Origin of the sequence: Paracoccus alcaliphilus, from assembly GCF_028553725.1 — a bacterium.
Taxonomy (GTDB): domain Bacteria; phylum Pseudomonadota; class Alphaproteobacteria; order Rhodobacterales; family Rhodobacteraceae; genus Paracoccus; species Paracoccus alcaliphilus.
In genome coordinates this window covers 351,922-369,120 of the sequence record NZ_CP067124.1, presented here as the reverse complement: position 1 = coordinate 369,120, position 17,199 = coordinate 351,922, and the positions used below count along the sequence as shown (strand labels likewise).

Sequence of the window (17,199 nt, the reverse complement as noted above, 5' to 3'; positions counted from 1 at the left end):
CGCATATGACGGGTGTCGGGGTCGAACTTCTGGGGGTCATCGCCGTCGGCGTGGGTGCGGCGGCGGTCATCTATGCCGCGATGCACCTGCTGCGCAAACTGGGGATGGCCCCGGCGCGCTGGCTGCTGCCCGCCGGCATCGGCCTGTCGATGGTCGTCTATTCGGTGTGGAACGATTACGCCTGGTCCGGGCGGGCGAAATCGCGGCTGCCGGCAGGCGCGCAGGTGCTGGTCGTCGGCCATGACCGCCTGCCCTGGGCGCCCTGGACCTATCTGTTCCCGGTCGAGACGCGCTTTGCCGTGCTGGACCCGGCCACGGTTTCCGGCACCACCGGGGGCACCCGCCGGGCCGAGATCATGCTGATCGAGCGGCGCGGCCCGGCGCTGGTGGTGCCGCAGGATTTCGATTGCGACAAGGGCCTGATCCGCATGCCGCGCAGCGACTGGGCGCCGTCTGGCCCGCAGGACCCGGCCTTTGCCGCCGTCTGCGAAGGGGGGGATTGATGGCATCGATTCTGGTGATCGAGGACGAGGACAATATCGCCACCGCGCTGGAGTTCCTGCTGACGCGCGAGGGGCACGAGCATGACCGCATGGATACCGGCGCGGGCGCGGTCGAGCGGATCCGCGCCCTGCATCCCGATCTGGTGCTGCTGGATGTGATGCTGCCCGATGTCTCGGGCTATCAGATCGTGCAGGATGTGCGGGCCGATCCCGGGCTTGGCGATGTGCGGGTGGTGATGATGACCGCCCGCGGCTCGGTGGTCGAGCGGCGCAAGGGGCTGGCGCTGGGGGCGGATGGCTTCATCGCCAAGCCGTTCGAGCTGTCCGAGCTGCGCGCCGAGCTGACGCGGCTGCTGGAGGGGCCATGCTGACGCGGCTGGCGCTGCGGCTGCGGATCCTGCTGATCTTTGCGGGACTGGCGGCGGCGGTGCTGGGCTTTCTGGTGCTGGCGCTGTGGGTGGCCGGCCGGCGGCTGACCGGGCAGGGGGCCGATACCGGTGCGATGTCGGGCGCGGTGCCGGATGCGCTGGTGCTGGACGCGCTGGTTCTGGCGGCGCTGATCGCGGGTCTGGGGGTGCTGGCGGTCACCGCCTGGGTCTGGTTCCTGTTCGACCGCAACGTCGCCCGCCCGATCGAGATGCTGGCGGGCGGGCTGCGCACCGGCCAGACATCCGACCCCGCCGAGGCCCGCTATCTGGCCGATCTTGGCCCCGCCGCGCGCGATGCCGCCGAGGCCAGGGCCCGCTCGGCCGAGGCGCTGGCCGGGGCGATCTCGGAACATGCCGCCGATCTGGAACGCGAAAAGGCGACGCTGGAATCCATCCTGGCCGATATCGGCGCCGCGGCGGTGATGACCGATGCCGGGGGGCGGATCGTGTTCTACAACGCCTCGGCGGCGCAGCTGCTGCCGGGGATCGCGCTGGACCGCCCGATCGCGGGCCATCTGGCCGGGGCGGCGCTGGCGGCGGCAGAGGCCCGCCTTGCCACCGGGTCCGGGGCCACCGATATCCGCTGCCTCAGCCTTCAGGGCCTGCCGCTGTGGGGGCGGATGCGCCGGGTCGATGGCGGCACGCTGCTGATCCTGCGCGACCGCCCCGCGCGCCAGCCGGTCCCGCGCGACACGCTCGAGGCGCTGCGCCGCAATGCCGCGACGCTGGTGCCGATGCTGGAGGCGCTGGACGGCCCGATCCCGCCCGCGCTGGCCCGCGCCATTCAGGCCGAAGGTCAGGGTCTGGCCAATGCCGTGCGGGAACTGACCGCGACGATGACCGCCGACGCCCCGGTCGGGCGGGCGGATCTGCCGGAACTGGCCGCCGGGCTGGAACTGGCCGAGGGCCAGCGCCCGCTGACCCTGCTGGTCGATGCCGACGGGCTGAACGGGCTGCTGCGGCATCTGGACGGGCGGCTGCGCGACATGGGCATCACCCCGCGCCTTGTCGCCGATACCGAAGGCGACGACGCCGAGGCGCGGCTGGCGCTGACATGGACCGGCGCGCCGGTACCGATGGACCGGTTGGAAAGCTGGCTGTCCCAGCCCCCCGATCCCGCGCAGCCCGACCTGACCGGCCACGAAATCCTTGCCGCCCACGCAACCGGCATCTGGCCCGAGCGTGACGGCGGGGATTCGAAACTGGTCCTGCCGCTGCAGATCGCCCCCGCCGCCGGTGGCGGTGATCCCGGCCTGACCTATGATTTTGCGCTGTCGCGGCGCGAGGCCGCCTCGACCCGACTGGCCGACCTGACCTGCGTGGTCTTCGATACCGAGACCACGGGCCTCGATCCCTCGGACCGGATCGTGCAGATCGCCGGGGTCCGCATCGCCCGTGGCCGCCTGACCGGAGAGCGGTTCGAGACGCTGGTCAATCCGGGCTGCCCGATCCCGGCCTCTTCGACCGCCGTGCATGGCGTCACCGATGCGATGGTCGCGGACGCCCCCGACATGACCGCCGCACTGACCGCCTTTCGCCACTTCGCCGAGGACACGGTGCTGGTGGCCCATAACGCGCCCTTCGACATGGGCTTCCTGCGCAATGCCGCGCTTGATACCGGGGCCCATTTCGACAATCGCGTGCTGGACACGGTGCTGCTGTCGGCGATGCTGTGGGGGCAATCGGCGCCGCATTCGCTGGACGCGCTGACCGAGCGTCTGGGCATCGTCATCCCCGAGGGCGACCGCCACACCGCGATGGGCGACACGCTGGCCACCGCCGAGGCCTATCTGCGGCTGATCGCCGCGCTGGAGGCCAAGGGACTGGAACGGTTCGAGGATATCCTGACAGAAGCACGCCGCCACCGCCGCCTGATCGAAGACGCAAACAACCGCGCAGCAGAAGCAAGAAAAAGTTGAAACCTGACAGAAATGCGGTCCGTCAAAACCCCGATCAGAAGCTGGCGGCAGGCCCCATCCGGCCGGGGAGATGACCCTCGATCCGCTGCCAATGTTCGTCAGGGACAGGTGCCCCATCGCCTTCCTCCCAGCTATCGTGCTTGCGCAACCGTCCTGTTCTGACGCTGAAATCAATGAGTCTGGAGCCTGACCCGAAGCAGAGCGGCCTTAGCCTTTTTGCGACGATAGACCACTCCAGTTTCGCGTCTGAGTGAAACCGTGGCCGCCTCAGGAATTTCCGTCGTTTCGCCACGCGATACGATCGCCGAACCACTCGTTTCACAGGCTTTCAGACACAGCCGCCAATCAAGGCGCAAGATCACCTGTATATATGTTTTACATACCTATAATGATATTTGACATATCATTATGCATGGTTCATATCGGTCATGTCCCCTAAGGATATACCCATGATCACTGGCCCCCAGATGCGCGCCGCGCGTGTTCTTCTTGGCATCGACCAGAAAACTCTGGCCGAGCTTTCCGGCCTGTCGGTTCCGACGATCCAGCGCATGGAGGCGAGCACGGGCAATGTTCGTGGCGTGGTCGATAGTCTGACCAGGGTTGTCGGCGCGCTGGAACGGGCGGGGGTCGAGTTGATCGGAGAAGGCACAACCAGCACGGCAGGCGGACGTGGCGTCCGCCTGATATCTCCAACCCCGAAACCCTGAAGACAGATTCCGCGACGGCGACCGCCGACGACAAGCCGACGATCCCGCCGCACACCCAGACAAGGTGCGGCCCTGATGAAAGACAAGACCCGTAAACATGGCGATGCACCCAGCTTTGCCGAGCTTTACACCCCGAAGCTGGTAACCGTCCTGCGCGAGGGCTATGGCCTGACGCAGTTGCGCGCCGATGCCATCGCCGGCCTGACGGTCGCCATCGTCGCACTGCCTCTGTCGATGGCCATCGCCATTGCCTCCGGCGCGACCCCGGCACAGGGGCTTTACACGGCCATCGTCGGCGGTTTCCTCGTCTCGCTTCTCGGCGGCTCTCGGTTTCAGGTTGGTGGCCCGGCCGGGGCCTTCATCGTCCTGGTCGCAGCGACCGTCGCCCAACATGGAATGGAGGGGTTGATCCTTGCCACCTTCCTGTCGGGTCTGATGCTGGCGGCTGTCGGCTTTCTGCGACTTGGCACCTTCATCAAGTTCATTCCCTTCCCGGTGACGGTCGGCTTCACCGCCGGAATCGCGGTCATCATCTTCGCCAGCCAGATCAAGGAACTCTTCGGCCTGACATTGGAACATGAGCCGGGCAAGCTTCTAGAAAAAATACCGGCGCTGTGGGTGGTGCGGGACAGTCTGGCGCCCGCCGCGATGCTGGTCTCTGGGGCCACCATCGGCATCATCCTTGGGCTGCGCCGGTGGCGACCGCATTGGCCGGGCATGCTGATCGCGGTCGGCGTGGCGGCGGTTGCGACGGCGGCCCTCGGTCTGCCGGTGCAGACCATCGGCACGAAGTTCGGCGGGATTCCCTCGACCCTGCTGGCCCCCGCACTGCCGGAGCTGTCGCCGGACAGGATCATGGCGGTGCTTCCGGCAGCGATCTCCTTCACCCTGCTGGGGGCGATCGAATCGCTTCTTTCGGCGGTTGTCGCCGATGGCATGACCGGCCGGCGGCACCGGTCGAACTGTGAACTGGTAGCTCAGGGCGCGGCCAATATCGGCTCGGCCATCTTCGGCGGCTTTTGCGTCACCGGGACCATCGCGCGGACGGCGACCAATGTGCGTTCGGGCGCGCACGGACCCGTGGCCGGCATGTTGCATGCGGTCTTTCTGCTTCTGTTCATGCTCGTCGCAGCGCCGCTGGCCGCCTATATTCCGCTGGCTGCGCTTGCGGGTGTCCTTGCCGTTGTCGCCTGGAACATGATCGAGAAACCGGCCATCGCCATCCTTGTCCGGTCCGGCTGGGGCGAGGCGACGGTACTTGGTGCCACCTTCTTGCTGACCATCTTCCGCGACCTGACCGAGGCAATCGTGGTCGGCTTCGCGCTCGGCTCGGTTCTCTTCATCCAGCGGATGAGCAGGACCACCGCCGTCGATACCCACACCCCCTTCGTCGGTCGGGACGAGGCGGACACCGCCCACCCGCGCGGGATCTATGCCGAGGATGTGGCGGCGAATCCCGAGGTCGTGGTCTATCGCATCACGGGCGCGCTGTTCTTCGGTGCGACGGCCTCCATCGGTTCGGTGCTGGACCGTATCCAGGACAGCCACAAGGCGCTGATCGTCGATTTCGCGGCCGTGCCCTTCCTCGACTCGACCGGCGCCAACATGATCGAGGGCCTTGCACACAAGGCGCATAGCCGCGGTGTGGCGCTGTGGCTGACGGGCGCCAGCCGCGATATCCAGCGGGTATTCGTGACCCATGGCCTGAAGCGACCGCTGGTGCATTACGCGACGACCATAGAGGACGCGCTGACGGTCGTCCTTGGGCGCACCGATGATCGCCAAGACGCCACGTGACACCCGATGCCGCGACAGAGCGGCGCCAGATCAAAAGCATTGCTTCATCGTGCCATCCCGAAACCACCCCGGACAGGGGCGGATTGCGGCATACACTCGACCTGAGCAACCGGGGTGCACACCATTGCTAAAGGGCTGGAGGCGGGCTGCAACACGACACGACAGGTGCCCCATCGCCTACATGTCTGCCACCGCACTCGCCGCAGTCGTTTAGAATCAATGAGTGTGGAACCTAGCTGTTTGATCCCACGGTTTGATGGTGCGATCCTTTCTCAGGAATGGAGGGATGCCCTACCATCAACCCGCGCCCCACCGGGTAATAGCGCTTGTCGATGGTCTGGTAGTAGTCTGGTGAAATTCCAGAAAAATGATCGCGGATCAGCGGGAGCACACTGAGAAGGTTCTGCCTGACACTTTCACGCTTAATCTTCTGGATGCCCCTGACGACATCTTCGTAGGGAACACCTAAAACAAGCATATCCCTGACAGCACCATAGAGCGGGTTATAACTGAAGGTCGGAGGATTCCTGACCAGCCGCACGAGGGCGCGCGAGATTAACTGTGGGTTGCCGCTCCAGTTTCGTGCCAAATGTTGGACGGAGGGGACGCGAAGTTGTGCCATGCCTAAAGCATTTCTGTTTTAACCTGCGACATATCCTGCGGCCTTGAAGTAGTTCCAACATTCGCCGGGATCGAAGAGATCACAGACTTCGCCGATGGCCTTGAAGACGTCGGTAAATGTTCTTGCCCCGATCCTGCGCAGGTGCGCCTTGAGTTTTGCGAATGCCATTTCGATGGGGTTCAGGTCCGGCGAATATGGCGGCAGATAGAGAAACCAGCAGCGATGGGCACGCAGAGCCTCGGCAGCCTGCTTGTTGTGGTGGGTGGCAAGGTTGTCGAGGATCACCACGGTTCCCGGCTCGATCTCCGGGATCAGGACCTCGCGAACCCAGGCTGCGAAGGCGGGGCCGTCCATTGCGCCCCGGATGCACCAGGGCGCAATCAGGGCATCCGGTGTGAGCCCGGCGATCAGGGTCTGTGTTCCCCAGCTGCCGAAGGGCGCATCCATGGTCAGGCGTGTGCCGCGCAGGGCACGACCCCGCAGACGGGTGAGATTGGTCTTCACCGAGGTCTCGTCTATGAAAACCACGCGTTCCGGCCGATCCGCGATGGCTGGCAAGCGATGCTCGAACCAGTCGGTTCGCCGCTGTCTTACCCTGGCACCGCGGCGTTCGGCGGCCACCAGCGACTTTTTTTATAGGTGAACCCAAGCCGCGACAGCAGACTGGCAATGGACGAGTGATGGACACGAACGCCTTCCGCTGCGACCAGCGCGTCCCTGAGTTCGAACAGCGTGATGTCGGGATCCTGTGCGAGCAGTTCCTCGAAAAAGGCCCGGTGCGGGGCAAGCTTTCCATGCCCTTTGGGACGTCCCTGGGGCAATGGTTCGGCATGCCCCCTGGTCCTGATCGCCCGGCCCCAACGTGCTCCGGTCGCCGGCGAGAGTTTCAGCCGCAGCGCCGCCGCCCGACCGCTTAAACCCTCCTCGATATATAGCTGAAACCGCGTCCGGAGGGCCGACGGCAATGGTGCTGACATGATCCATCCTCCCAGACAGAAGGGAATCACGATCCGCGCTGCGACGGAACCCCAAACGATTCAGGGTTCAGTAGAAATGCTTTAGTCCTTTTATTGCAAAGAGTAAGGCCGCACGGCCCTAGAGTAAAAGTCACGAATCGCCACGTCGTCTAACTTCATGCCGGGGTTCACTTTTCCACCATGATTCCAAACAGCGTGCCACGGCCCTCCCTCCGCGTGACTAAGTTCTACAAGATCGCTTGCGCGTAACCGAGAGTAGAATGCGACGATCTTGCTCAGCATTACATCCGTCTCATGGTCAAAGCTACATTCGACAATGCGATGCTGCCCGGTCATCGGGTCGATCTGTTTTGCTCGGCCCATAATAGGCGAGCGGTCGAACCCTTTGAATTCTCTATAGAGATAGGGGAGCACAGGCCCATATTCCCAAGCTTCGAATTTGTGACGGATCAGCGGCTTCCCAAGCTCGATCAGTGACCAGACATGACAGAAGTATACGATTTTCTGCAACGAAAGGTTTGTGACCGTTCGGCCATTCCTCTCACAGAAATCGAGCACGAAGTTAGCGATGCTGCGTCCGTCGTATCCTATGGTCATGTCCCTGTTCCCTGTCTGTTCGTACACCGAAAGCGAGCCAAGAACAAGGCGCAACCGGCCATTAGCGCCATGCCGCGCGGCCGTCAGACCGCTTCCCGCCCATCAGCGCGCAAGCTTTTCCAACCGGGCGACCTCTCTCCATCCTCGCCACAAGGATGGCATGATCATGCCCAATGGACCTATTGCGATCAGGGCAACGCCCTCGATGATCAGCACCCTCATGTCCACTCCTGGCGGCGGCACCAGAAGGCCCCCCAGAACATCGGACAGGACGAAGCCAGCTCCTCCGCCCAAGAACATGCCCACAATGATCAGGCCCGAGTAGAACCACCAGAGGACTTTCAGCAATATGTCGATCGCAGGCGAGCCGGTGCTGGCCCGCATGGCCATTACTCCGGTCTTGTCGGGGTCGATTGTCAGGTGTCCGTTTTCTGGCCTGTACCGCCGGGATATGAGCCGTTTCTGATCATCGGGATCGTGGCGTGCCAGGCCGACGAGAATGCCGGCAGACAGCGCGGCCCCGAGGGCAATCCACAGCCACCACAGAAACGGTGCGTCCAGACCGACAAAGGCGAAGGGCAACAGGAATGCCGCCACGATTCCAAGAATGCCGGCCATGGGCAGGACGGCAAGAGCCGTGGCCATCCGATAGCCCGAAGAACGCCGCTCTACTCCGCGAACAACGGCAAAGAGGATCGGTGGCAACAGGAATGCCGAAGCTATCCATGGCCCGCGAGCGGTCGGCGCAAAGGCGGCGCCCGCAGCCAGCAAGGCTGGCACCAACAGCATGATACAGCCAAGAAATGTAAATCCTTTATCCGTGGGCAATATGGGCCCCGACGTGCGAGCCTTCTCTACCATCCGCCTCGCCCTGTGAATGCTCTCTGCCACGCGCGGGCCTGGTCAAGTGAACTGGAACAGAACAGCGCGCACCATCCGTTCGGATCGTTCTGGCGCAGGTTGTTGCTGAAGCTTTGGAACCACCCGTCGATAATGCCTTCGGCACTCGTCGAAATCCTTTCGACAAATGCCGACACCGCGCTGAAACCTTTCTGGACCGCCAGACCGAATTTATGCCCGATCCTGCGCGCAGCGGCCTTGAAGCCCGTTATGTTGTCAAGCCAATCAAAGAAAAGGCCGGCACCGATGGCAATCCCGACACCCAGGCCGACAACCACGGCCACCGGCACCGCCGCGGCACCAACCGCCAGCGCGACTGAGGCTGCAGCAGCGGCGCCCAAAATCCCGACAAAACCGGCGGCCCAGACCTTGACAAACGTGACGCTGAGGGCGCCCAGCAGTTCCCCCCAGTTCTTCTCGGGATCCTCGCGCCGGATGAACTCGCTGACATCGGAATGGCTGGCGATGACAAAGCCGATCAGGTTGCCCTTCGCGGCAGTTTGCGCGACCTGACCGATGCTTCGGGCCGAGGGGTTCTGCACCGCCTCCATGCCCAGGGCATAGCTGCTGAGATAGCTCATCTTGCTGTTTCGCAAGCCATAGGAAATCGCCGTCAGAAAGCTGCGGGATCGGGCAGCCCCCTTGAAGATGATCGCGCTTTGCCCGCCCCATGCGGCGATCTGTCTGACGTAGAATCGCCCGTTCCAGATCACCTCCTTCAGCGCGGTGCGAACCTGTCCGGGACTGCTCTGCCCTGTCTGGAGCCCGAAGGAGATGACCACCCCAGCTTCATTGCCCACGCTGCTGATCGTGTTCGAGATCAGCGACTGGGCAAGCCATTGGGCCTCCGCATCCGAGGTGCTGTCGACATCATGGAGGCCCGGCGGCATCGCGCCTGGCCCCTCGGCGGCCATTCCGACGAAAACCATGTCGATCTCGGTGTTCGCGACCGTCATGCCATCGGGCAGGAACTGCGAAAGATCCGCCTCGGCGGCATTCAGTTCCACGGGTATGCCGCGTTCGGCGCCGCTCAGCGGGTTGGGGGTTGTTCTGGCCCGCCCGGTGACAAGGCCGACCGTCACATCCTCGGGGCAGGTCAGCAATTCCGGGCGAAGGCCCGCGATCGGAGTGCAGCTTTGTCCATTGATCGCGATGGAAACGGAGCCGGAACTGCCCGCAAGCGTGTTTGTCAACAGCGTGAAGTCGGATGCCGTCTGCGGAAGGATCTGGCTGGTCTCCGATCCGACTGTCACGGCGACCGACGCGTCGCGCCCGCTCAGGTTTTCCAGCCATAGCCGGTTGCCCTGCCGGCACTGCAGGGATGTGCCGCCAACCGGCGCGGCGGGATATCCTTCCATCACCTCGCTGGCGGCATCACCGGCCATTGGACAGGCTCCGTTTCTGGACCTCGGAAAGGGTGCTGTGGATCATGGTCTTTCGCTCCGTTTCGCTGCGGCGGGGGTCAAGGATTGGTGCGTATCGACTATAGGTTTGCGTGAAGCGCGGGCCAAGAAGCCCCGAGAGAAGGATATAGCCTGCCGTGCTGTCCTGCTGGAACATGCCCGTGTCGCGGCAAAGATCCATGCCCCGGCGGACGAGTTCCTCGATCGCCGATCTTCTCATGTTGGGCACGAGAGCCGCCAGATCCCCTGCAACAACCTGCGCAAAACGCGCGCGCTGACGATGGCGCATGGCCCTGACATGTCTGTCGGCCAGCCTGAACGCGAAACTGTTGCTTCGGGCTTCGGACCGGAGGTGGCGGCGCGCCAGGCGGAAAGCCCCGGCGGGATGCAGAACCACTGGCGCATAGGGTCCCAGCACGGCAGCGGCGTCTTCGGGATTCATGGATGCCCGCAGATCGTCCATCGTGTGAGGATCGGTGTAGCGGAAATACAGCCATCGACCATCGCTTTCCGCCCTGACGCGCGTCAGGCGCCGAAAATGGCGTCCGACCTCATCGATCGAATGCTCGGTGTTCAGGATCATCGTCGGAGCTGCAGGGTATCCACCCTGCTTGCCGAGGGCCGCTCTAACCAGGCGGCGGCTGACGGTATCGTGTGACCCTATCCGAATAATCCAGGGTGCAACGGCGCCGGCAGTGTCTCGCGCCGTTCCCCGAAAGAGGCAATCATGTTCGAGCGAGGATGCGTCGAGCAGTTCTGCAAGACCCGGGAAGCTGGCTCCATCGACAAGGGCAAAGCAGGCCCGCGTGTCGTCGCGGAGCATACGTTCCAGTTCGGCTTCAAGCTCTTCTTCGCGATATCGGGTGGCCGGGCGCAATCGCCGCTGAAACAGCTTGCGCGCCAGCGAACCGCCAGCGATTTTCGCGCGCTGTCGATTCTGAAGCTGGGCGAGTTCAGCGGCCTGAAACCCGTTTCTGAGCACGGCGAGATTCAGGCGATGACCACGGGCGAGGCGAAGGAAGGTTATTCGCTGGAAACGTTCGGCGGCATGTTCAGCCTGTCGCGAAAGGCGATCGTCAATGATGACCTGGGGGCGTTCGGCCGTTGGGGCGAAATGATGGGCACCGCTGCTGCTGAAGCCGAAGCCAAGCAACTGTTGGGCCTTCTGCTGGCGAACGGCGGCGCCGGCGTGACGATGGATGACGGCTTGCCGCTGTTCCATGCCGATCACGGCAACGTCGCAACCGATCCCGGCCCGCTGGAACTGACCGCCGAAGATGACCCGCTGAGCGATGCCCGCCTTGCGCTGCGCCGCCAGAAGGGACTCGACGGCGAAACCCCGGTGAACGTCACGCCGAAATTCCTGCTGGTCAGCCCCGAGAACGAAACCAACGCAGAAAAGATCCTCAGCGCCATTTACGCTGTCAGCACCAGCGACGTGAACGCAATGGCGGGCCGGTTGCAGGTTCTTGTTGAACCCCGGCTGAGCGGTCCCGCTTGGTTCGTCTTTGGCGATCCGGCAACCGCCCCGGTGCTGGAATATGCCTATCTGTCCAGCGCGCAAGGGCCGCAACTGGCATCCCGCGACGGTTGGGAGGTATTGGGCCGGGAGTTCCGCGTGGTTCTCGACTTCGGTTGCGGTGCTGTCGATCATCGCGGCGCCTATCGCAACGCGGGGGCTTGATCGTGGCCGACCTGTCAGCCCTGCGGCGCTATCGCGACGACCTACAGGATGCCCGTTACTCGGGCATTCGCAGCACGCGCGACAGTAACGGCGAGGAAGTCCATTTCAAGAGCGATGCCGAGATGGCCCGCGCCCTTGCAGACATCGACAGCCAAATCGCGGCGCTGACCCGGCGCCGCAACTCAATCGTTTACTTGCAGACATCAAAAGGAGTCTGACCCATGGCAAAGAACTTCATTCAACCCGGCAACACCCTGACCATTCCCGCCCCTGCTGGCGTCCTGTCAGGTGATGTTGTCATCGCCGGCGAGATCGTCGGCATTGCTCAAGGCGACGCCGGTGCAGGCGAACCCTGCGACGTTACCACGGTTGGCGTCTGGGAACTGCCGAAGGTTGCGGCCGATGCTGTCACCGTTGGGGCCCCGATCTACTGGGATGCCGACGACTCGCTTGCGACGACGACCGCAGCAGGCAACACGCGACTCGGCACCGCCGTTGAAGCCGCCGCCAGTGGCGCGGCAACGGTCAAGGTGCGACTTATCGGTTAACTCACGCCGCCTTTGAGTGGTGGCGCGCGTGAAGGGCCCCCGGCAATGGTGTCGGGGGCTTTCTCTATAGGGTCAACGAATGTGCCCCCATTGTGCCCCCGCAACGAAAAAGGGCTCAGCTATTTCTAGCTAAGCCCTTGTTTTTCTTGGTGAGCCCGACAGGATTCGAACCTGTGACCCACTGATTAAAAGTCAGTTGCTCTACCAACTGAGCTACGGGCCCAACGAGGGGCTACCTAGGGGGGTGGGCCGGGCGCGTCAAGACGAAAAATGAAGGCCACTGGCGGAAATCTATGGACAGGCATATATGGCGGGCATGGAACAAAATGACTCGGCGGGGCTGGGCTTCATGAAGATGCATGGGCTTGGCAATGATTTCGTGGTGATCGATCTGCGCGACGGAGGGCGGCCTCTGGCGCCGGGGCTGATCGCGCGTATCGCCGACCGTCATTGCGGGGTCGGATTCGACCAGCTGGCCACTATCGAAGACGACGCGCAGGCCGATCTGCGGCTGGTGTTCTGGAACGCCGACGGGTCGCGCAGCGCGGCTTGCGGGAACGCGACGCGCTGCATCGCACGCCGGGAGATGGACCGGACCGGCCAGACCCGCCTGCGGCTGCGCACCGATCATGCCATCCTTCAGGCCGAGGATGCGGGGCAGGGGCTGACCCGCGTCAATATGGGGCCGCCGGTTCTGGACTGGCAGGCGATCCCGCTGGCCCGGGATGTCGATACGCTGCACCTGCCGGTCGATGGCGATCCGGTCGCGACCGGCATGGGCAATCCGCATATGACCTTTTTCGTGCCGGATGCGGCGGCGGTCGGACTGGAGACGTTCGGCCCCGCGCATGAACATCACCCGCTTTATCCCCAGCGCACCAATGTCGAGGTGGTGCAGGTCCTGTCCGACAGCGAAATCAACCTGCGCATCTGGGAACGCGGCACGGGGCCGACGCTGGCCTCGGGGTCGTGCTCTTGCGCGGCGGCGGTGGCGGCGGCGCGGCGGGGGCTGACGGGACGGCGGGTCAAGGTCAACGTGCCGGGCGGCGTGCTGCATATCGACTGGCGCGAGGACGGCGTCTGGATGGAGGGGCCGACCGCGCATGTCTTTACCGGGGTTTTCACCAGCGAATGGCTGAACGGATGAGCGCGCCTGTCTTTTCCACGCTGGGTTGCAGGCTGAACGCCTATGAGACCGAAGCCATGCGGGAAATGGCCGAAGCTGCGGGCCTGAACGGCGCGGTGGTGGTCAATACCTGCGCGGTCACCGCCGAGGCGGTGCGCAAGGCCCGGCAGGAAATCCGGCGGCTGGCGCGGGAAAATCCGGGGGCTCCGGTCATCGTCACCGGCTGCGCGGCGCAGACCGAGCCCGAGACCTTCGCCGCCATGCCCGAGGTGACCCGCGTCATCGGCAATCACGAAAAGATGCAGCCCGAGACATGGGCCAGCCTGCGCACGCCCGATCTGATCGGCGAGACCGAGAAGATCCGCGTGGATGACATCATGTCCGTGCGTGAAACGGCGGGGCATCTGATCGACGGGTTCGGGCGGCATCGCGCCTATGTTCAGGTGCAGAACGGCTGCGATCATCGCTGTACGTTCTGCATCATCCCTTACGGGCGCGGCAATTCCCGTTCCGTCCCGGCGGGGGTCGTGGTCGAACAGATCAAGCGGCTGCGCGATCGCGGCTTTAACGAGGTGGTGCTGACCGGGGTCGATCTGACCTCATGGGGCGCGGATCTGCCGGGTCAGCCGCGTCTGGGCGATCTGGTGATGCGGATCCTGCGGCTGGTGCCGGATCTGCCCCGGCTGCGGATCAGTTCCATCGATTCGATCGAGGCGGATGAGAACCTGATGCTGGCCATCGCGACGGAACCCCGGCTGATGCCGCATCTGCATCTGTCGCTTCAGGCGGGCGACGACATGATCCTGAAGCGGATGAAGCGCCGCCACCTGCGCGACGACGCCATCCGGTTCTGCGAGGACGCCCGGCGGATGCGCCCCGATATCGTGTTCGGGGCCGACATCATCGCCGGTTTCCCGACCGAGACCGAGGCGATGTTCGAAAACTCGGTCCGGCTGATCGGCGATTGCGGGCTGACCTTCCTGCATGTCTTTCCGTTCAGCGCCCGCAAGGGCACGCCTGCCGCCCGGATGCCCGCGCTGCGCGGCCCGGTGATCCGCGAACGTGCCGCCCGTCTGCGCGCGGCGGGCGAGGCGGCGCTGCACCATCACCTTCAGGCTCAGGTCGGGCGCAGCCACAAGGTGCTGACCGAGGGGCCGCGGCTTGGCCGGACCGAGCAATTCACCGAGGTGGCGTTTGCTTCGGACCAGCCGGAAGGCGCGCTGATGGAACTGCGCATCAGCGGCCATGATGGCGCGCGGCTGGTGGCGTGAGCGGCTTAATCCGCCGTGGCCGCGCCGACCGTTCCGCCGACGACCGCACCAGCCGGACCCGCGATCACGGCGCCGCCGATTCCGCCGGTTGCGGCGCGTTCGGTGGGATTGCTGCCGCAGGCGGCAAGGGCCAGCAGCAACCCGCCCGCCGCGATGATCGAAAACCGTTTCATCTTGTTATTCTCCCGTTTTCTGGGTCGGCCAAGGCTGGCCGGTGATGGAAAGATGACGTTTGAAACGCTATGCGGGTTCCGTCAAACCGCCCGGATCGGCGGATGTGTGTAGAACATAGGGCGAACACGGGCTTTCCTTGACCTGTCATTGCGCCTATGTTGACGGGATGGAGCTGATGGACGATTCCGACGAATTCGATGGCGTGCCGCTGTCGCAACGGGCGATGGCCGCGCGGCCCGCACCCTATCTGGACGGGCTGAACCCGGCGCAACGCGCCGCGGTCGAGGTTCTGGATGGCCCGGTCCTGATGCTGGCGGGCGCGGGCACCGGCAAGACGCGGGCGCTGACCACGCGCATCGCGCATCTGCTGATGCTGGGACGGGCGCGGCCGGGACAGATCCTGTCCGTGACATTCACCAACAAGGCCGCGAGAGAGATGAAGGACCGCATCGGCCGTCTGCTGGGCGAGGCGGTCGAGGGGATGCCGTGGCTGGGTACCTTCCACAGCATCAGCGTCAAGATCCTGCGCCGCCATGCAGAACTGATCGGCAACGGCCAGTTGCACCTGAAGCCCGGCTTTACGATTCTGGATACCGACGACCAGATCCGGCTGATGAAGCAGTTGATCCAGGCCGAAAATCTGGACGAGAAACGCTGGCCCGCGCGGCAGCTGGCACATCTGATCGACGGCTGGAAGAACCGCTGCCTGACGCCGGCCAATCTGCCCAAGGGCGAGGCCGGGGCGTTCGACGGTTGGGGCGGGCGGCTTTACGCGGCCTATCAGGAACGGCTGCTGACGCTGAACGCGGTCGATTTCGGCGATCTCCTGATGCATTGCGTGACGCTGTTTCAGGCGCATCCCGGTGTGCTGCGCGGCTGGCAGGAACGGTTCCGCTATATCCTGGTGGACGAATATCAGGATACCAATATCGCGCAGTATATGTGGCTGCGGCTGCTGGCGCAGGGGCATCGCAATATCTGCTGCGTGGGGGACGACGACCAGTCGATCTATGGCTGGCGCGGCGCCGAGGTGGGCAATATCCTGCGGTTCGGAAAGGATTTTCCCGGCGCTCAGGTGATCCGGCTGGAACAGAACTATCGGTCCACGCCGCAGATTCTGGCGGCGGCTTCGGGGCTGATCTCGGCCAATCAGGGGCGGCTGGGCAAGACGCTGTGGACCGATGCCGAACCGGGAGAGAAGGTGCGCCTGATCGGGCACTGGGACAGCGAGGCCGAGGCCCGCTGGATCGGCGAAGAGATCGAGGCGTTTCAGGGCGGCCACCGTGCCGCGCTGGGTCAGGTCAGTCTGGACCAGATGGCGATCCTTGTGCGCGCGTCCCACCAGATGCGCGCCTTCGAGGATCGCTTCATGACCATCGGTCTGCCTTATCGGGTGATCGGCGGGCCGCGCTTTTATGAACGGGCCGAGATCCGCGATGCGATGGCCTATTTCCGGCTGGTGGTCAGCCCCTCGGACGATCTGGCGTTCGAGCGGATCGTGAACACCCCGAAACGCGGCCTTGGCGACAAGGCCCTGCAAACCATCCAGGGCGTGGCGCGCCAGAACGGGGTGCCGCTGCTGGAAGGCGCGCGGATCGTGGTGCAGGACGGCCATCTGGGCGGCAAGGGGCTGGCCAATCTGCGGCTGTTCGTGAATGCGATCGGGCGCTGGCATGCGGATGCGATCGACAGCACCGCCAGCCATGTCGAACTGGCCGAGCGGATACTGGACGAATCCGGCTATACCGCCATGTGGCAGAACGACAAGTCGCCCGATGCGCCGGGCCGTCTGGACAACCTCAAGGAACTGGTCAAGGCGCTGGAGGAATTCGAGAACCTGCAAGGCTTTCTTGAACATGTCGCGCTGGTCATGGACCGCGACGATGGCGAGACGGTCGAACAGGTCAGCATCATGACGCTGCACGCCGCCAAGGGGCTGGAATTTCCGGTCGTCTTTCTGCCGGGGTGGGAGGACGGGCTGTTCCCCAACCAGCGCGCCATGGACGATCAGGGCCTGAAGGGCGTCGAGGAGGAACGCCGTCTGGCCTATGTCGGCATCACCCGTGCGGAACGTCTGGCGACGATCAGCTTTGCCGGCAACCGGCGGCTTTACGGGCAATGGCAAAGCTCGATGCCCTCGCGTTTCATCGACGAATTGCCGTCCGAACATGTCGAGGTGCTGACGCCGCCGGGCCTTTACGGCGGCGGCTATGGCGCGGCGATGGCCTTTGCCGGGGCCAATCCGGGCGATGCGATGTATGAACGCGCGGCGCGGGCGGATGTCTATAACTCGCCCGGCTGGAAGCGGATGCAGGCGCGCGCGGCCGAGCGTAAGGGGCCGGTGCATCGCGCGCCGGTCACCATCGACGCCATCGGGTTCAGCGTCGGAGACCGCGTGGTTCATGCGAAATTCGGCGAAGGTCAGGTCATGGGCATCGCCGAGGATACGCTGACCGTGCAGTTCGAAACAGGCTTCAAGACCATCAAGGCGGGTTATGTCCAGCCGGCGGATGCGGGTGACGTGCCGTTCTAGGGGATGG

At 64.3% G+C, this 17,199-nt stretch carries 18 protein-coding genes and 1 tRNA gene; 11 read left to right on the top strand and 8 right to left on the bottom strand.

What is annotated here, in order from left to right; all coding sequences use genetic code 11:
* Window positions 1-5: 5 nt before the first annotated feature.
* From JHW40_RS01975 to JHW40_RS01955, 5 genes are all read left to right on the top strand, one after another.
* The gene (locus JHW40_RS01975) at window positions 6-503 is read left to right on the top strand and encodes a hypothetical protein (protein WP_090618068.1); all 498 of its coding nucleotides are present in this window, start codon (window positions 6-8) and stop codon (window positions 501-503) included.
* Window positions 503-874, top strand: a complete 372-nt coding sequence (locus JHW40_RS01970; RefSeq protein WP_090618066.1) for a response regulator transcription factor — start codon at window positions 503-505, stop codon at window positions 872-874. Before JHW40_RS01975 ends, JHW40_RS01970 begins: the two co-directional genes overlap by 1 nt.
* The gene (locus JHW40_RS01965; RefSeq protein WP_272849025.1) at window positions 868-2,850 is read left to right on the top strand and encodes a 3'-5' exonuclease; all 1,983 of its coding nucleotides are present in this window, start codon (window positions 868-870) and stop codon (window positions 2,848-2,850) included. Before JHW40_RS01970 ends, JHW40_RS01965 begins: the two co-directional genes overlap by 7 nt.
* Window positions 2,851-3,299: 449 nt before the next feature.
* Window positions 3,300-3,560 (top strand): helix-turn-helix domain-containing protein, encoded by a 261-nt coding sequence (locus JHW40_RS01960; protein ID WP_090618062.1) that lies wholly within the window; start codon window positions 3,300-3,302, stop codon window positions 3,558-3,560.
* A 75-nt stretch (window positions 3,561-3,635) separates the two neighbouring features.
* Window positions 3,636-5,357: a SulP family inorganic anion transporter gene (locus JHW40_RS01955; RefSeq protein ID WP_090618064.1), complete on the top strand. Its 1,722-nt coding sequence runs from the start codon at window positions 3,636-3,638 to the stop codon at window positions 5,355-5,357.
* A 232-nt stretch (window positions 5,358-5,589) separates the two neighbouring features.
* Here the strand turns inward: JHW40_RS01955 and JHW40_RS01945 are convergent, their stop codons facing one another.
* From JHW40_RS01945 to JHW40_RS01920, 6 genes are all read right to left on the bottom strand, one after another.
* Window positions 5,590-5,979: a hypothetical protein gene (locus JHW40_RS01945; RefSeq protein ID WP_211657467.1), complete on the bottom strand. Its 390-nt coding sequence runs from the start codon at window positions 5,977-5,979 to the stop codon at window positions 5,590-5,592.
* An 18-nt stretch (window positions 5,980-5,997) separates the two neighbouring features.
* Window positions 5,998-6,956, bottom strand: a protein-coding gene (locus JHW40_RS01940) for an IS630 family transposase (RefSeq protein WP_272848954.1) whose coding sequence is annotated in 2 segments (ribosomal slippage) — window positions 5,998-6,612 and window positions 6,615-6,956 — 957 coding nt in all. Because the reading frame shifts where the segments join, the coding sequence is not laid out codon by codon here.
* 90 nt (window positions 6,957-7,046) lie between these two features.
* The gene (locus tag JHW40_RS01935) at window positions 7,047-7,553 is read right to left on the bottom strand and encodes a Panacea domain-containing protein (protein WP_090615253.1); all 507 of its coding nucleotides are present in this window, start codon (window positions 7,551-7,553) and stop codon (window positions 7,047-7,049) included.
* A gap of 102 nt (window positions 7,554-7,655) precedes the next feature.
* Window positions 7,656-8,414: a hypothetical protein gene (locus tag JHW40_RS01930; RefSeq protein WP_090615250.1), complete on the bottom strand. Its 759-nt coding sequence runs from the start codon at window positions 8,412-8,414 to the stop codon at window positions 7,656-7,658.
* Window positions 8,408-9,460 carry a hypothetical protein gene (locus JHW40_RS01925; protein ID WP_272849024.1) on the bottom strand — a complete coding sequence of 351 codons (1,053 nt, stop codon included), beginning with the start codon at window positions 9,458-9,460 and terminating at the stop codon, window positions 8,408-8,410. The genes JHW40_RS01930 and JHW40_RS01925 overlap by 7 nt, the downstream gene beginning before the upstream one ends.
* 367 nt (window positions 9,461-9,827) lie before the next feature.
* Window positions 9,828-10,679, bottom strand: a complete 852-nt coding sequence (locus JHW40_RS01920) for a DUF4123 domain-containing protein (RefSeq protein ID WP_244519299.1) — start codon at window positions 10,677-10,679, stop codon at window positions 9,828-9,830.
* On the opposite strand from JHW40_RS01920, the gene JHW40_RS01915 reads away from it, so the two are divergent.
* The 3 genes from JHW40_RS01915 to JHW40_RS01905 are packed head-to-tail and all read left to right on the top strand — an operon-like array spanning window position 10,584 to window position 12,088.
* A complete protein-coding gene (locus tag JHW40_RS01915; RefSeq protein WP_139208216.1) occupies window positions 10,584-11,540 on the top strand; it encodes a phage major capsid protein in 957 nt (318 codons plus the stop codon). The two genes, JHW40_RS01920 and JHW40_RS01915, sit on opposite strands and share 96 nt — an antisense overlap.
* 2 nt (window positions 11,541-11,542) lie before the next feature.
* Window positions 11,543-11,758, top strand: a complete 216-nt coding sequence (locus JHW40_RS01910; protein WP_090615270.1) for a phage head-tail joining protein — start codon at window positions 11,543-11,545, stop codon at window positions 11,756-11,758.
* Between the two features lie 3 nt (window positions 11,759-11,761).
* On the top strand, window positions 11,762-12,088 hold the full coding sequence (locus JHW40_RS01905) for a DUF2190 family protein (protein WP_090615242.1): 327 nt from the start codon (window positions 11,762-11,764) through the stop codon (window positions 12,086-12,088).
* Window positions 12,089-12,235: 147 nt separating this feature from the next.
* Here the strand turns inward: JHW40_RS01905 and JHW40_RS01900 are convergent.
* Window positions 12,236-12,311 (bottom strand) — tRNA-Lys (locus tag JHW40_RS01900).
* A gap of 84 nt (window positions 12,312-12,395) precedes the next feature.
* Between JHW40_RS01900 and dapF the strand changes: the two genes are divergently transcribed.
* The gene (gene dapF / locus JHW40_RS01895) at window positions 12,396-13,235 is read left to right on the top strand and encodes a diaminopimelate epimerase (RefSeq protein WP_170851901.1); all 840 of its coding nucleotides are present in this window, start codon (window positions 12,396-12,398) and stop codon (window positions 13,233-13,235) included.
* Window positions 13,232-14,485, top strand: coding sequence for a tRNA (N(6)-L-threonylcarbamoyladenosine(37)-C(2))-methylthiotransferase MtaB (gene mtaB, locus JHW40_RS01890; protein ID WP_090615238.1), 1,254 nt, complete (start codon window positions 13,232-13,234; stop codon window positions 14,483-14,485). The genes dapF and mtaB overlap by 4 nt, the downstream gene beginning before the upstream one ends.
* Window positions 14,486-14,490: 5 nt before the next feature.
* Here mtaB and JHW40_RS01885 read toward each other — a convergent pair whose 3' ends face one another.
* A complete protein-coding gene (locus tag JHW40_RS01885; RefSeq protein WP_090615235.1) occupies window positions 14,491-14,658 on the bottom strand; it encodes a hypothetical protein in 168 nt (55 codons plus the stop codon).
* Between the two features lie 167 nt (window positions 14,659-14,825).
* On the opposite strand from JHW40_RS01885, the gene JHW40_RS01880 reads away from it, so the two are divergent.
* Window positions 14,826-17,192 (top strand): UvrD-helicase domain-containing protein, encoded by a 2,367-nt coding sequence (locus JHW40_RS01880; RefSeq protein WP_090615232.1) that lies wholly within the window; start codon window positions 14,826-14,828, stop codon window positions 17,190-17,192.
* The last annotated feature ends 7 nt before the right edge of the window (window positions 17,193-17,199 follow it).

Excerpts from the sequence above, each read along its gene's own strand:
- JHW40_RS01915 (WP_139208216.1), top strand. The coding sequence starts at position 10,584 with ATGTTCGAGCGAGGATGCGTCGAGCAGTTCTGCAAGACCCGGGAAGCT.
- JHW40_RS01920 (WP_244519299.1), bottom strand. The coding sequence starts at position 10,679 with ATGCTCCGCGACGACACGCGGGCCTGCTTTGCCCTTGTCGATGGAGCC.
- JHW40_RS01885 (WP_090615235.1), bottom strand. The coding sequence starts at position 14,658 with ATGAAACGGTTTTCGATCATCGCGGCGGGCGGGTTGCTGCTGGCCCTT.
- dapF (WP_170851901.1), top strand. The coding sequence starts at position 12,396 with ATGGCGGGCATGGAACAAAATGACTCGGCGGGGCTGGGCTTCATGAAG.
- JHW40_RS01880 (WP_090615232.1), top strand. The coding sequence starts at position 14,826 with ATGGAGCTGATGGACGATTCCGACGAATTCGATGGCGTGCCGCTGTCG.
- JHW40_RS01935 (WP_090615253.1), bottom strand. The coding sequence starts at position 7,553 with ATGACCATAGGATACGACGGACGCAGCATCGCTAACTTCGTGCTCGAT.
- JHW40_RS01955 (WP_090618064.1), top strand. The coding sequence starts at position 3,636 with ATGAAAGACAAGACCCGTAAACATGGCGATGCACCCAGCTTTGCCGAG.
- JHW40_RS01970 (WP_090618066.1), top strand. The coding sequence starts at position 503 with ATGGCATCGATTCTGGTGATCGAGGACGAGGACAATATCGCCACCGCG.
- JHW40_RS01960 (WP_090618062.1), top strand. The coding sequence starts at position 3,300 with ATGATCACTGGCCCCCAGATGCGCGCCGCGCGTGTTCTTCTTGGCATC.
- JHW40_RS01905 (WP_090615242.1), top strand. The coding sequence starts at position 11,762 with ATGGCAAAGAACTTCATTCAACCCGGCAACACCCTGACCATTCCCGCC.
- mtaB (WP_090615238.1), top strand. The coding sequence starts at position 13,232 with ATGAGCGCGCCTGTCTTTTCCACGCTGGGTTGCAGGCTGAACGCCTAT.
- JHW40_RS01975 (WP_090618068.1), top strand. The coding sequence starts at position 6 with ATGACGGGTGTCGGGGTCGAACTTCTGGGGGTCATCGCCGTCGGCGTG.
- JHW40_RS01965 (WP_272849025.1), top strand. The coding sequence starts at position 868 with ATGCTGACGCGGCTGGCGCTGCGGCTGCGGATCCTGCTGATCTTTGCG.
- JHW40_RS01930 (WP_090615250.1), bottom strand. The coding sequence starts at position 8,414 with ATGGTAGAGAAGGCTCGCACGTCGGGGCCCATATTGCCCACGGATAAA.
- JHW40_RS01945 (WP_211657467.1), bottom strand. The coding sequence starts at position 5,979 with ATGGCACAACTTCGCGTCCCCTCCGTCCAACATTTGGCACGAAACTGG.